The sequence below is a fragment of the Thermodesulfovibrio sp. Kuro-1 genome (assembly GCF_006538445.1).
Classification (GTDB): Bacteria; Nitrospirota; Thermodesulfovibrionia; order Thermodesulfovibrionales; family Thermodesulfovibrionaceae; genus Thermodesulfovibrio; species Thermodesulfovibrio yellowstonii.
This window is the reverse complement of sequence record NZ_BJKS01000004.1, coordinates 147,193-160,014: the sequence shown is the minus strand read 5'-3', so window position 1 is coordinate 160,014 and position 12,822 is coordinate 147,193. Positions and strand designations below refer to the sequence as shown.

At 32.8% G+C, this 12,822-nt stretch carries 19 protein-coding genes; 15 read left to right on the top strand and 4 right to left on the bottom strand.

What is annotated here, in order from left to right:
• Window positions 1–6 precede the first annotated feature (6 nt).
• Window positions 7–1,311 carry a phenylacetate--CoA ligase gene (locus FLY87_RS06760; protein WP_012545534.1) on the top strand — a complete coding sequence of 435 codons (1,305 nt, stop codon included), beginning with the start codon at window positions 7–9 and terminating at the stop codon, window positions 1,309–1,311.
• Between the two features lie 10 nt (window positions 1,312–1,321).
• Window positions 1,322–1,753, top strand: a complete 432-nt coding sequence (locus tag FLY87_RS06755) for an ACT domain-containing protein (RefSeq protein WP_012545228.1) — start codon at window positions 1,322–1,324, stop codon at window positions 1,751–1,753.
• Here the strand turns inward: FLY87_RS06755 and FLY87_RS06750 are convergent.
• Window positions 1,742–3,292 (bottom strand): thiamine pyrophosphate-dependent enzyme, encoded by a 1,551-nt coding sequence (locus tag FLY87_RS06750; RefSeq protein WP_141266653.1) that lies wholly within the window; start codon window positions 3,290–3,292, stop codon window positions 1,742–1,744. The two genes, FLY87_RS06755 and FLY87_RS06750, sit on opposite strands and share 12 nt — an antisense overlap.
• An 81-nt stretch (window positions 3,293–3,373) precedes the next feature.
• On the opposite strand from FLY87_RS06750, the gene cimA reads away from it, so the two are divergent.
• From cimA to FLY87_RS06730, 4 genes are read left to right on the top strand one after another with little or no spacing between them, the layout of a single operon-like run.
• Window positions 3,374–4,960 carry a citramalate synthase gene (gene cimA, locus FLY87_RS06745; protein ID WP_141266651.1) on the top strand — a complete coding sequence of 529 codons (1,587 nt, stop codon included), beginning with the start codon at window positions 3,374–3,376 and terminating at the stop codon, window positions 4,958–4,960.
• Window positions 4,957–5,292, top strand: coding sequence for a phosphoribosyl-AMP cyclohydrolase (gene hisI / locus FLY87_RS06740; RefSeq protein WP_012546303.1), 336 nt, complete (start codon window positions 4,957–4,959; stop codon window positions 5,290–5,292). Before cimA ends, hisI begins: the two co-directional genes overlap by 4 nt.
• Window positions 5,293–5,294: 2 nt before the next feature.
• Complete coding sequence (locus FLY87_RS06735; RefSeq protein WP_012546430.1) at window positions 5,295–5,636, top strand: histidine triad nucleotide-binding protein; 342 nt, start codon at window positions 5,295–5,297, stop codon at window positions 5,634–5,636.
• 9 nt (window positions 5,637–5,645) lie between these two features.
• Window positions 5,646–6,206 carry an NUDIX hydrolase gene (locus FLY87_RS06730; RefSeq protein ID WP_012545109.1) on the top strand — a complete coding sequence of 187 codons (561 nt, stop codon included), beginning with the start codon at window positions 5,646–5,648 and terminating at the stop codon, window positions 6,204–6,206.
• Between the two features lie 37 nt (window positions 6,207–6,243).
• Here the strand turns inward: FLY87_RS06730 and FLY87_RS06725 are convergent, their stop codons facing one another.
• Complete coding sequence (locus FLY87_RS06725) at window positions 6,244–6,426, bottom strand: ferredoxin (protein WP_012546194.1); 183 nt, start codon at window positions 6,424–6,426, stop codon at window positions 6,244–6,246.
• A 70-nt stretch (window positions 6,427–6,496) separates the two neighbouring features.
• Between FLY87_RS06725 and FLY87_RS06720 the strand changes: the two genes are divergently transcribed.
• From FLY87_RS06720 to FLY87_RS06680, 9 genes are all read left to right on the top strand, one after another.
• Window positions 6,497–7,771, top strand: a complete 1,275-nt coding sequence (locus FLY87_RS06720; RefSeq protein ID WP_346429556.1) for a glutamate-5-semialdehyde dehydrogenase — start codon at window positions 6,497–6,499, stop codon at window positions 7,769–7,771.
• Window positions 7,768–8,385 carry a nicotinate-nucleotide adenylyltransferase gene (gene nadD, locus FLY87_RS06715; protein ID WP_028841927.1) on the top strand — a complete coding sequence of 206 codons (618 nt, stop codon included), beginning with the start codon at window positions 7,768–7,770 and terminating at the stop codon, window positions 8,383–8,385. Before FLY87_RS06720 ends, nadD begins: the two co-directional genes overlap by 4 nt.
• A gap of 8 nt (window positions 8,386–8,393) precedes the next feature.
• Window positions 8,394–9,296 carry a helix-turn-helix domain-containing protein gene (locus tag FLY87_RS06710; RefSeq protein WP_012546767.1) on the top strand — a complete coding sequence of 301 codons (903 nt, stop codon included), beginning with the start codon at window positions 8,394–8,396 and terminating at the stop codon, window positions 9,294–9,296.
• Between the two features lie 95 nt (window positions 9,297–9,391).
• On the top strand, window positions 9,392–9,754 hold the full coding sequence (gene rpsF, locus FLY87_RS06705; RefSeq protein WP_012545875.1) for a 30S ribosomal protein S6: 363 nt from the start codon (window positions 9,392–9,394) through the stop codon (window positions 9,752–9,754).
• Window positions 9,755–9,756: 2 nt separating this feature from the next.
• A complete protein-coding gene (locus FLY87_RS06700) occupies window positions 9,757–10,143 on the top strand; it encodes a single-stranded DNA-binding protein (protein WP_012545299.1) in 387 nt (128 codons plus the stop codon).
• 11 nt (window positions 10,144–10,154) lie between these two features.
• Window positions 10,155–10,388 (top strand): 30S ribosomal protein S18, encoded by a 234-nt coding sequence (rpsR, locus tag FLY87_RS06695; protein ID WP_012545644.1) that lies wholly within the window; start codon window positions 10,155–10,157, stop codon window positions 10,386–10,388.
• A gap of 5 nt (window positions 10,389–10,393) precedes the next feature.
• On the top strand, window positions 10,394–10,675 hold the full coding sequence (locus tag FLY87_RS06690; RefSeq protein ID WP_021013194.1) for a DUF507 family protein: 282 nt from the start codon (window positions 10,394–10,396) through the stop codon (window positions 10,673–10,675).
• Window positions 10,672–10,950, top strand: coding sequence for a DUF507 family protein (locus FLY87_RS06685; protein ID WP_012546416.1), 279 nt, complete (start codon window positions 10,672–10,674; stop codon window positions 10,948–10,950). The genes FLY87_RS06690 and FLY87_RS06685 overlap by 4 nt, the downstream gene beginning before the upstream one ends.
• On the top strand, window positions 10,950–11,264 hold the full coding sequence (locus FLY87_RS06680) for an HNH endonuclease (protein ID WP_012545366.1): 315 nt from the start codon (window positions 10,950–10,952) through the stop codon (window positions 11,262–11,264). The genes FLY87_RS06685 and FLY87_RS06680 overlap by 1 nt, the downstream gene beginning before the upstream one ends.
• On the opposite strand, the gene FLY87_RS06675 is transcribed toward FLY87_RS06680, so the two are convergent.
• Together FLY87_RS06675 and FLY87_RS06670 are read right to left on the bottom strand one after the other, a co-directional pair.
• Complete coding sequence (locus FLY87_RS06675) at window positions 11,261–12,124, bottom strand: cation diffusion facilitator family transporter (protein WP_012546222.1); 864 nt, start codon at window positions 12,122–12,124, stop codon at window positions 11,261–11,263. The two genes, FLY87_RS06680 and FLY87_RS06675, sit on opposite strands and share 4 nt — an antisense overlap.
• On the bottom strand, window positions 12,103–12,822 hold the full coding sequence (locus FLY87_RS06670) for an N-acetylmuramoyl-L-alanine amidase-like domain-containing protein (RefSeq protein WP_012545850.1): 720 nt from the start codon (window positions 12,820–12,822) through the stop codon (window positions 12,103–12,105). The genes FLY87_RS06675 and FLY87_RS06670 overlap by 22 nt, the downstream gene beginning before the upstream one ends.

Sequence of the window (12,822 nt, the reverse complement as noted above, 5' to 3'; positions counted from 1 at the left end):
GAGAAGATGATTTGGAATAAAGAGTTTGAATGCATGTCAGAAAAAAAACTTAAAGCTTTACAACTTGAAAGACTTAAACAAACAGTGCAAAGAGCTTATGAGAAAGTGCCTTACTACAGAAAAAAATTTGATGAGGTTGGACTCAAGCCAGAGGATATAAAAACTCTTGATGATATAAAAAACATTCCTTTTACATCTAAGGCTGACCTCAGAGAAGTTTATCCATTTGGAATGTTTGCATCTTCATTAAGTGAAATTGTGGAAATTCATATGTCAAGTGGAACAACTGGAAAACCTGTAGTTGCAGGTTATACCCGCAATGATATTGATATATGGGCAGAGGTTATGGCAAGGTGTCTTACAATGGCTGGTGCAACTAAAGATGACATTGTGCAGAACTGTTATGGCTATGGACTTTTTACTGGAGGATTTGGAGTTCACTATGGTGCACATAAAATTGGTGCAATGGTTGTGCCTGCCAGTGCAGGAAATACCAGAAGACAGATTGAGATAATGAGAGATTTTGGAACAACAATTCTTACATGTACTCCTTCTTATGCTCTTTATATGGCTGAAGTTGCACAGGAGATGGGGATTGAACCTACAACCCTTAAACTTAAAGCAGGTTGTTTTGGTGCAGAAATGTGGACAGAACAGATGAGAAAGGAAATTGAAAAAAGATTTAATTTAAATGCGCTTAACATATACGGATTAACAGAAATAATAGGTCCAGGTGTTGCCCATGAATGCATTGAAAAAAAAGGACTGCATGTATTTGAAGATCATTTCTATGTAGAAGTTATAGACCCTGATACAGGAGATTCTTTACCAGATGGAAAAAGAGGAGAGCTTGTTTTAACAACTTTAACCCGTGAAGGAATGCCAATGCTTAGGTTCAGAACCAAAGACATAACTTCATTAATAAGAGAAAAGTGTAGCTGCGGAAGGACATTTGCAAGAATTGAAAGAATTCGCGGAAGAACAGATGACATGATAAAAGTAAGAGGAGTAATGATTTTCCCATATCAGATTGAAAGAACAATCTTAGAAGTTCAAGGAGTTGAACCACATTATCAAATTATTATTACAAGACCTCAACATCTTGATGAAATAGAGGTTATGGTAGAGATGTCAAAGGAAACTTTTTCAGATGAAGTAAAACATGTTGAAAATCTTAGGAAAAAACTTGAAAAACGTATTGAAGAGACCATTGGCATAAGAGTTAAAGTTACACTTGTTGAACCGAAGAGTTTGCCAAGAAGCGAGGGAAAGGCAAAAAGAGTAATTGATAAAAGAAGTCTTATAGATTAGGAGGAAAGTGATGAAAATAAAACAAATATCAGTTTTTCTGGAAAACAAAAGAGGAAGACTTTATGAGGCATTGAAAGCCTTGTCAGAAGAAGGAATAAATATTAGAGCACTTTCAATTGCTGATACATCTGAGTTTGGTATTTTAAGATTAATTGTAACAGACCCAGAAAAGGCAAAAGAAATCCTTGAAAAAAATGAATTTACAGTTAAGCTTACAAATGTGGTGGCTATAGCAGTAAAGGATAAACCAGGTGGATTGGCTGAAGCATTGAAATATTTGTATGATGCAAACATAAATATTGAGTATATTTACGCATTTGTTGAAAAGTCAGGTGAAAAGGCTGTAGTGGTTCTTAGAACAGAAAATCTTGATAAAACAATATCAATTCTTCAAGAAAAAGGAGTAACTCTTTTAAGCTGGGATAATGTTTTAGCTCTTTAGTTTTTTAGCAACTAATATACAGGCTCTGCGAGCTATTACAACATTAACACCGGGTTCATTAAGTCCTTTTTTGATTGCTTCAAAAGTAGATTTTTTATCATATGGGTCAACTACTTCAACTGAGTCTGCTCCGCAAGCTTTACATAGTTCTACAAGGTCTATTTTTTTTGTTTCTTCTCCTTTAGCAGTAATTCCAATAGCAGGTGTTGGTTGATGTCCTGTCATTGCAACAGAAGAATTATCAAGAATGCATACAAGGATATCTGACTTGTTATATACAGCATTTATTAATGCAGGGATTCCTGAGTGAATAAAAGTAGAGTCACCAATTACTGCTGCAACCCTTTTTATACCTTGAGAAGAAATACCTGATGCTTTACCTATACTTGCTCCCATACAAAGGCATGTATCAATTGCTTTAAGTGGAGGATTCGCCCCAAGAGTGTAGCATCCAATATCTCCTGTAACAAAGTTTGGATGAGCTTCATTTAGTGCTTTATAAAACTCTCTATGAGGACAGCCAGGGCAGAGCACAGGTGGTCTTGGAATAAGAGGAAAATTTTTGGTGTAAGACTTTATTTTCCCGAAAAGTTTCAATAAAGGCTCTACACATAATTCTCCTTCAAGTGGCAGGTCGCCAGATAGTTTTCCTTTTACATTAGGGCAGTATTTTTTTACTAAACTTTCAATAAATGGATAACCTTCTTCAAGAACAACTACTTCATCCAGATTTTTTACAAAATTTTTAATTAAATCTTCATCTACTGGATAGGCTGAAATCTTAAAAATTGGTAAGTCTTCTCCTAATTCTTTAGCATAAAGATAAGTGATTCCACAGGCAATTATTCCAGTTTTTCCTTTTCCTGAAAAAATTTTATTAAATTCATATTTTTCAAGTAGTTTTTTGATTTTCTCTTGTTTTTTATTGAGTTCACTATGAAGTCTTACAACATTTTTGGGAATTGCAAGCAGGTATTCAGGGTTTTTCTCAAGCTTAATTTCTTTTTCAGGTTTTATATTTTCCAGTATTACAGGGCTAATACAATGAAGAAGTCTTGTAATGCTTCTAATCATCACAGGTAACCCTAACTCTTCAGAGATATCAAAAGCTAATTTTGTCATATCTTTGGCTTCTTGAGCATCAGAAGGTTCAAGGCATGGTATTTTCGCAAAAGAAGCATAAAAACGTGAATCCTGTTCATTTTGAGACGAATAAGCACCTGGGTCGTCTCCTAATACCAGAACAAAACCGCCTTTTATTCCAAGATATGCTGATGTCATAAATGGATCTGATGCTACATTTAATCCAACATGTTTCATTGAGCAAAGAACTCTTCTACCAGTTAAAGAAACACCGTAAGCGACTTCATATGCTACTTTTTCATTTACAGACCATTCAGCTTTTACAGAAGAGTTTTTAGCAATATATTCAAGAATCTGTGTTGCTGGAGTTCCTGGATAGGAAGAAGCATAAGAAATTCCTGCTTCAACAGCTCCACGAGCAATTGCATCACATCCTAACATGAGAATTTTTTCCATAAATTCCCTCGCAAGAAAAATTAATAGTATTTAATATAACATATCTTGCTTAATGCTTCAAAAATGTAATATATTACTTTTATGCAAAAAATCATTGAAATTTATGATACAACTTTGAGAGATGGCTCTCAGGCAGAAGATATATCTTTTTCAGTAGATGACAAACTAAGAATTACAGAAAAACTTGATGAACTTGGTATTCATTACATAGAAGGTGGCTGGCCAGGTTCAAATCCAAAAGATGCTGAATATTTTAAAAAAGTTAAAAAACTTCCGCTAAAAAATTCAGTTATAACAGCCTTTGGAAGCACACATAGGCCAAAAATAAAAGTAGAAAATGACTCAAATGTAAAATCTCTCATAGCATCAGAGGCAAAAATATTTACGATTTTTGGTAAAACATGGGATTTTCATGTGACTGAAGCACTTAAAGTGTCTCTTGAAGAAAATCTTGAATTGATTTTCAACACGATTACTTATTTAAAAAAATATGCAGAAAAGGTATTCTTTGATGCAGAACATTTCTTTGACGGATACAAGGATAATTCTGAATATGCTTTAAAATGTCTTAAAACAGCTGAAGAGGCAAAAGCAGACTGTATAATTCTATGTGATACAAATGGTGGAACACTCCCGGCAGAAGTAGCAAAAATTGTAAAAGATGTTAGACAGTCAATAAATGTTCCTTTGGGCATTCATGCACATAATGACTCGGATTGTGCTGTTGCAAATAGTATAGTTGCTATTATAAATGGAGCGGTTCAGGTTCAGGGGACTATAAATGGATTTGGTGAAAGATGTGGGAATGCAAATCTTTGTTCTGTAATTCCAAACCTGCAACTGAAGCTTGGATACAGATGTATTGATGACTATAAATTGAAAAAACTTACAGAGGTTTCAAGGTTTGTATATGAGATAGCTAATCTAATTCCTTTTAAAAGACAGCCATTTGTTGGAGAAAGTGCTTTTGCTCATAAAGGTGGAGTTCATGTAAGTGCTGTAAGAAAGAGGCCAGAAACCTATGAACATATTAGACCCGAGCTTGTTGGTAATCGTCAAAGAATACTTGTTTCTGACCTTGCAGGCAAGAGTAATATTTTAAAGAAAGCAGAAGAATTTAATATCCCTCTTGAACCTAACTCTCTTGAAGTTCAGGCAATAGTGGATGCTATAAAAACTCTGGAGAATGAAGGATATCAATTTGAGGGAGCTGAAGCCTCCCTTGAGCTATTATTTAGAAAAACATTGGGATTGAAAAGAAAATTTTTTGATTTGATAGGATTCAGAGTAATAGATGAAAAAAGAAAAGGAGATGAACCAACCCTCAGCGAAGCAACAATAATGGTTAAAGTGGGTAAAAATATTGAGCATACAGCCTCAACAGGCAATGGTCCTGTTAATGCCCTTGATAATGCTCTTAGGAAAGCTCTTGAAAGATTTTATCCTGAACTTAAAAGGGTAAGGCTAAAAGATTATAAAGTTAGGGTAGTTAATTCAGGTAAAGGGACTGCTTCAAAAGTTAGAGTTTTGATAGAATCAGGTGATGAGGAAGACGTTTGGAGTACAGTAGGAGTTTCTGAAAACATAATTGAAGCATCATGGCAAGCAATAGTTGATAGTATTGAGTATAAGCTTTGTAAAGAAAAAATAAAGAAAGGAGAAATATGAGCTTTCCAGAGCTTAAATTTGATGAAAAAGGGCTAATTCCTGCTGTAATTCAGGAAATAGATACAAAGGAAGTTCTAATGGTTGCATATATGGATAATGAGGCATTAAAAAGAACCATTGAAAGTGGATTTACTCATTTCTGGTCTCGTTCAAGAAGGACATACTGGAAAAAAGGTGAAACCTCAGGAAATGTTCAAGAAGTTAAAGAGATTTATTATGACTGCGACGCTGATACTCTGCTTATTATGGTTAAACAACATGGCAAGGGAGCATGCCATACAGGAAATAGGACATGTTTTTTTAGAAAAATTGAAATTATGAGGGTTTCTTAAAAATGAATTGCATATTTTGCAAGATTGTAAAAAAAGAAATTCCATCAAAGATTCTCTATGAAGATGATCTGGTCATGGCATTTGAAGATATTGCTCCGCAGGCTCCAATTCATATTCTTGTGATTCCTAAAAAACATTATTCTACAGTGCTTGATATAAATGAAAATGATAAAGAACTCATAGGACATATTTTTATGGTTATAAAAAAAATAACTGAACAAAAAGGCGTTGATGAAAAAGGTTTTAGAGTTGTTATGAACTGCAATTCTCAGGGAGGGCAAACAGTTTTTCATGTTCATTTTCACATTTTAGCTGGTAGACAGATGCATTGGCCTCCAGGATAGTTTTTCCTGATGAAAATTCTCAAAAAGGAAGTAGTCTGGCAGGGCAAATATCTTAGAATTGTATTGCTTTCTTACGAGGACAGCCACGGCAATATAAGGCAGTGGGAAGCTGTTGAAAGAGTAAACTGTAGTGGAATTGTTATAGTTATTCCTGTGACAAAAGATAAAGAATTTGTTTTTATCCGACAATTCAGACCAGTTCTTGCCGGATATGTGATAGAATTTCCGGCAGGATTGAATGATAGGAAGGAGTCCTTGATTGAAGTGGCAAAAAGAGAATTAATTGAAGAGACAGGTTTATTTTCCGATGAAATTGTCTTTCTTGCAGAAGGACCTGTTTCTTCAGGACTTTCATCAGAGATTCTAACAGTATTTATTGCAAAAAATGTCAGAGAAGCTCCCGAAGATGTAAGAAAAAGTTATCCTCCTGATGAAAGTGAAAATATAGAAGTTTTAAAAATCCCTGTAAATGAAATATTTGAAAAACTTAATGAATTAAGAACTCAGGGAAACTATTTAGATTTAAAAATTTTTGGTTTTTTAGAACTTGCTAAAAGCTTTATAGATTAATTTTTGAGGGCAGAGGTCGTCCTCCACCCTCAAAAACTTACTCCAATCTGATAGCCTGAGATGGACAAAGATCAGCAGCTTGCTGACAATCACAGGTTGAACACTTATCAGGACCAACTACCCATGCTTTGTCATCCCTCATTTCAAAAACTTCAGGACATACTTCAGCACAGCTTCCGCAACCTACGCAAAGGTCATAGTCAACTACTGGTGTTGGCATACTACCCTCCTCCTTGTTTAAATATTTTTATAAAATATACCAAAAAAAGTTAAAATATGCAAATTGGAAAATTTCTAAGGGGGGTAAAATGGAGATAAAGCAATTGGTTTTAAACAAAGCAAAGGAAGCTAAAGAATCTTCAAGGTTTATAGCAAAAGCATCAACAGACTTGAAAAACAAAATAATTGTTAGAATGGCTGATTATCTTAAACAGAATAAGGATGAACTTATTAAGGCAAACAGAATTGATGTAGAAAATGCACAGAAAAAAGGGATTTCTAAGGCTTTAATTGACAGACTTACTTTAACAGAAAAAAGAATTGATGAAATGATAAAGGGACTTCAAGAGGTTGTTGCACTGCCAGATCCTGTTGGAGAAATAACAAAGATGTGGCTCAGACCAAATGGAATGCAGGTTGGCAAGATGAGAGTACCTATAGGAGTCATAGGTGTAATTTATGAAGCAAGACCAAATGTTACTGTAGATGTGACAGGATTATGTCTTAAAGCAGGGAATTCAGTAGTTTTAAGGGGTGGTTCTGAAGCAATAAATTCAAATATTGCCTTAGTAAAGATTTTGAAAGAAGCCTTAAAAGATGAGGGAATGCACGAGGGAGTTGTGACTTATATAGATATCCCTCAAAGAGAAGCTGTGCTTGAAATGATAAAACTTGAAGGAATTATTGATCTTATAATCCCTCGTGGTGGAGAGGGACTTATAAGGACTGTTACAGAAAATTCAAGAATTCCTGTATTAAAACACTACAAAGGTGTATGTCATGTTTTTGTTGACAGAGATGCTGATTTAGCAATGGCTGAAGAAATTTGCTTTAATGCTAAAGTGCAGAGACCTGCAACATGTAATGCAATGGAAACAATGCTTGTTGATGAAAACATAGCAAAGAAATTTTTGCCTAATATGTTAAAAAAGTTTGAAGATGCAGGGGTTGAACTTAAAGGCTGTTTAAAAACAAAAAAAATATATCCAAAAGTAAAAGATGTAAAAGAGGAAGATTTTTATCAGGAATATCTTGACTTAGTACTTAATGTCAAAGTTGTAAAAAATATTGACGAAGCTATTGAACATATAACAAAATATGGCTCAGCTCACTCAGACTCAATAGTAACAAAGGATTATAATAAAGCTATGAAATTTTTGAAAGAAGTTGACTCTTCTGCGGTTTTTGTAAATGCTTCCACGAGGCTTAATGATGGATATCAATTTGGTCTGGGTGCTGAAATAGGAATTTCAACTGACAAAATTCATGCACGTGGTCCTATGGGACTTGAGGAACTTACATGTACAAAATTTATCGTTTTCGGAAATGGACAAATAAGGCAATGAGAATAGGACTTTTAGGAGGCACTTTTAATCCTATTCACTTTGGACATTTAAGAGTTGCAGAGGAAGTAAGAGAGGAGTTTTCTCTTGATAAAATTATTTTTATTCCTTCAGGAGTGCCGCCATTAAAAAGACAAGATATTATAGATGCTAATCATAGATTAAAGATGACAGAGTTAGCGATAAATGGGAATCCTTTTTTTGAAGTTTCAGATATTGAAGTTAAACATAAAAAACCTTCATATACTGTGAATACATTGAGTCATTTAAAAAAACTTTACCAAAGGGATAGTCTTTTTTTTATAATGGGTATTGATGCTTTTTTTGAATTAAAATTCTGGTATAAATATGAAGACTTGTTAAGGATGGTTGATTTTATCATTATGTCAAGACCTGGTTTTAATAATTTACAGAATTCAGAATTTATTGAATATAAAGAGTCAGATAATTGTTTTAAAATAAAAAACTCGGACAAAACAGCTTTTTTTATATCAGTTTCACCATTCTGGATATCTTCTACCATGCTAAGAGAGATGATTAGAAAAGGGAAAAGCATTCGCTATTTGTTGCCAGATAATGTGAGAAAATATATTGAAGAAAATGAACTTTATAAGTAGGAGATTATATGAAACTTGGTGTACTGGAAATAAAACATAGCAATTTCCCACTATACTTAGCCAAGGTATACAAAAGTCCTCCAATGCGACAAATTTTAGAAGACATAAAAAAACTTTCTTTTGAAAATGAGATATTTTTTCTATATGGAGAAAAAGGAACAGAAAAAGATTATGTAGTTAAGATAATTCTTGGATACATGAATCAGCCAGATGTTATGGCAATTCCAGAAGACTTAAATAAAAAAATGAGTTCCTTTAAACAAAAAAATATAGTTTATATTGTTAAAAATCTTGAAAATATTGACACAGCTTTTCTTTTTAATCCAGAAAAATGCTTTAAATGTGCTATTTTTATATCTGACTGTGATTATGAACAGCTTTATAAAAATGGCATAATAACTTTTGAATTGTATGAAGCTTTGTTAAATTCAAAGAAACTTTATATTCCACCTTTAAGAGAGAGAAAACAGGATATTATCCCTCTTGCTAATTTTTTTCTGCAAGAGATTTCAGAATTTTTAAAACTTCCCAAAAAAGAGTTATCAAAAGATGCTCAGGATGCTTTATTGGATTATTCATGGACAGAAAATGCATATCAATTAAAACAATGTTTGGCTAAAGCTTTTTTACTGACCAGGCATCAGAGACTTACGTCTAAGGATTTGTTTGGTGAATATAATGATCAATTTTCAATAAGAAATTTTCTTGAATTAAAGCTCGGCAATCTTTTGAAGGAATTTGCCAATATTGGGAATTCAAATTTATATGAGACTGTTATTCAGGAAGTTGAAAAGGCATTGTTTATTCTTGCAATTAATGAAACAGGAGGTAATCAGGTAAAAGCTGCAAAGATTCTCGGGATAAATAGGAATACTCTTAACAAAAAATTGAAATACTATAGTTTGATTTAAAAATGATAAATATGTTATAAAAATATTTGTAACTTTTGTTTACTCCATGCTCTTATCTAAAGGATAAGGGCTAAAATCCAGGTGGAGGTTATATTATGAATAATTTTTATGAAAAGGTAGTGCTTCTATTACCAACTCTTACTGAAGAAGAAGTACAGGAAGCGGTTAAAAAAATCTCATCTCTTATTGTAGAGAATGGTGGAGAGATTTTAAAAGTTGATAACTGGGGCAAAAAAAAGCTTGCATATAAACTTAATAGGCAAACTATGGGATATTATGTTTTATTTCTTTTCAAAGCTCCAGCTTTGTCAATAAAGAAGATGGAAGAGTTTTACAAAGTTTATGACCCTGTTTTTAAATTCATGGTTTTTAAACTTACAAAGCATCAAATTGCTGCTTTGCCACCTGAGATAAAAGGAATTCCTGTAGAGCCTTCAGAAATAGCTTCTCAAGGATAGAGATGTTTAACAGGATAATACTTATAGGAAATCTTACCAGAGACCCTGAAATAAGATATACACCTTCAGGAGTAGCAGTTGCCACAGTGCCTATAGCTGTTAATTCAAGATATAAACAGGGAGAAGATATGAGAGAGGAGACTCTATTTATTGACGCTATAGTTTTTGGTAAACAAGCTGAAACATGTACTCAGTATTTGAATAAAGGAAGAACTGTATTGGTTGAAGGCCGTCTGCGTGAAAGAAGATGGGAATACGAAGGACAGAGAAAAAGTAAATTTGAGGTAATTGCAAATAATATAAGATTTTTTCCTAAGAGAGAACCTGCTCAGTCCGAAGAATTCAATCAGGTTCCTCCAGAAGAATATTCAGATTTAGAACCATTTTAGAGGAGGTCAGTGTGCAACAGTCAACACAAAGAAGATTTTTTAGAAAAAAATATTGTAGATTTTGTGCAGAGAAAATTGATTTTATTGATTACAAAAATGTTAAGCTGTTGAGAGGTTTTATGACTGAAAGAGGTAAAATTCTCTCAAGAAAGTTAACAGGGACGTGTTCAAAGCATCAAAGAGAACTTACAAAAGCAATAAAAAGAGCAAGAGCTGTTGCTTTATTACCGTATATTGAGATTTAAAAAAAATGAGGATACCCAGAAACTGGATACCATACATAACAAACAATATAATAGAGAATCTTCTAAAAAAAGATATGATCGAAATAATGGTGTCTAAGGAGCAACTTTTACAAGAGGCTGAACAGATTATTCTTGATGAATTGATGGTTGAAGACAGGCTAAATGAAGAAATAAGAGAACTTCTTAAAAAATATGAATCTGAAATAGAAAGAAGTAAGCTTGACTACAGAAAACTTTTTGAGATGACAAAACAAAAACTTGTTAAGCAGAGGAATTTAGTCTTATGATGCTTTCAGATGAAAAAATAACCCATACATCTCATATTTTATTCAATAGCTTGATAAATAAAGGATTAATTAAATTAAAAGTTGAAGAACAAGAAGTAAGAAGAGAAATTAAAAGAAGTTTTATACAGGCTTTAAAAATTGGTGAATCAATTGACGAGGTTGTAAGAAGAAAACTTCAATCATTTTCTAAGAAAGTTGTTGAAGGAAGTCCTGAGTGGAATATTCTTTATAAGAAGTTTTTTGAAGAAGAGGAAAAAAAGAGATTTGGACGTTAATGGAAAAATTCATACCTGCTGTCTCATATGAAGAAATAAAAATAGAAAAACAAAAAGCCAGAGTTTTGAGGAAATCTTCGTGGTGGCGAAATAAAATATCTAAGGGAAAATGTTATTATTGTGGTAAAATTACCCCTCCAAATGAGTTAACTATGGATCATGTGGTTCCTTTAATAAGGGGAGGTAAATCAACAAAAAGTAATATTGTCCCCTGTTGCAAAGAATGCAATAGTAAGAAGAAGTATTTAATTCCAATTGAATGGGAAGCTTATTTGCATCAATTTGATTTTTCAGATCCGGAAAAAATTCTTTAGATTTTCTTGCCAGGTTCAATATGAACCACCACATCAACTACGTCAGGGAATTCTTTTTTGATTATTGCTTCAACTCTTTCAGCTATATCATGCCCTTCTTTCACAGAAATAGAGGAATCAACAAGAATTTTCAAATCAACAAAGATCTGTCCTGCTGTGCCTCTTGTTCTTATATCTTCACAGGCTTGAACATCATTACAGGTAGTTACTAATCTTTCAATTTCTGAGCTATCAAGAAGAGCTTTATCAATAAGGATATCCGTAGACTCTTTAAGTATTATAAATGCTTCTCTGGCTACTAATACTCCAATTATTAAGCCTGCAAAGGAGTCAAGAATGTAAAAACCTGATTTAATAAAAATTATAGCTAAAATTATTCCTGAGGTTATGAAAATATCAATCTTAGTATGAGAAGAGTCAGCAATTAGAAATTCACTTTTTAGTTGTTTTCCTCTCTTTCTTTCATAGGTAAACACGAATATGTTTATGATAATAGTAAATAAGAGAATTATAAATGCCTTTTCATCCAATTCAGGTCTTTTAGTTTTTATTAAAGACTCGTAGGCTCCTTTTAAAATTTCAAGAGATGTAAATCCCATTAAAACTCCAATAAATACAGCGAAAATAGTTTCATATTTTCTATGCCCATAGGGATGCTCTCTATCAGGAGGACGGCTGGCAAGATATATTCCAATTATGCCACCTATATTGCTAACTCCGTCAAAGAGAGAATGAAAACCATCAGAATAAATAGCAAGAGAGTTGACTTTTAGTCCATAGATTATTTTGGCAAAAGAAACCAATAAATTTAAACATAAAGTTATCAGTAGAACTTTTCTTATTTCTTTTCTTCTGTCCATTTATCTGATATTGGTTTATAAAGTATAATGCCTTCTTTATTCATTACATATTCTATAAAAGGCTCATCAACTACTTCACCTTTTATACTGGATGCATGTCTTAGTGTAAGGGGCTTTTCTTTATTTATTAATATGCCTACATGCTCAACATCAAGTCCTTCTTTTGAAGAATAAAATCCACAATAGCATACAGAAGGAAGTTTGTCTACAATTTTTTTAATATTATTTCGTGGAATGTAATTGATTTTTTTTAAACTAACAGGTAAGCCTTCTATCCATCTTTTATGTTTGTTAATTTTATTTAACTTCTTTAATGATGTTTTACAATAGGACATGCCAATCTCAGATGTGATGTTTTTCAATGTAGGAATATAGTCCCAGTCAGAAAAAAAATGTCTTCTTTTTTGAAAGTCAACAATGCTATCAAAATATCTTACAGCTTTGAGGTTTTCAACGAATGATTCAAAATTGTTGGAAAGTCTTAAAGCCTCTACATATTCAATAAAAGTCATACAATCAACTTCTTCAAAATCTATTGTTAATTCTTCCTCTATTTTGAAACTTCCTTTAAGTGTGTTCTTTTTGTAGGGTATGTTCATAAAAATTTTTGAAATTTTAATTATTCTGTCTTCGCCTTCCAAAGGCAATAATTCTTTCAATATTGTTTCAATTTTAATTTTTCCTTCTTTAAATATCAT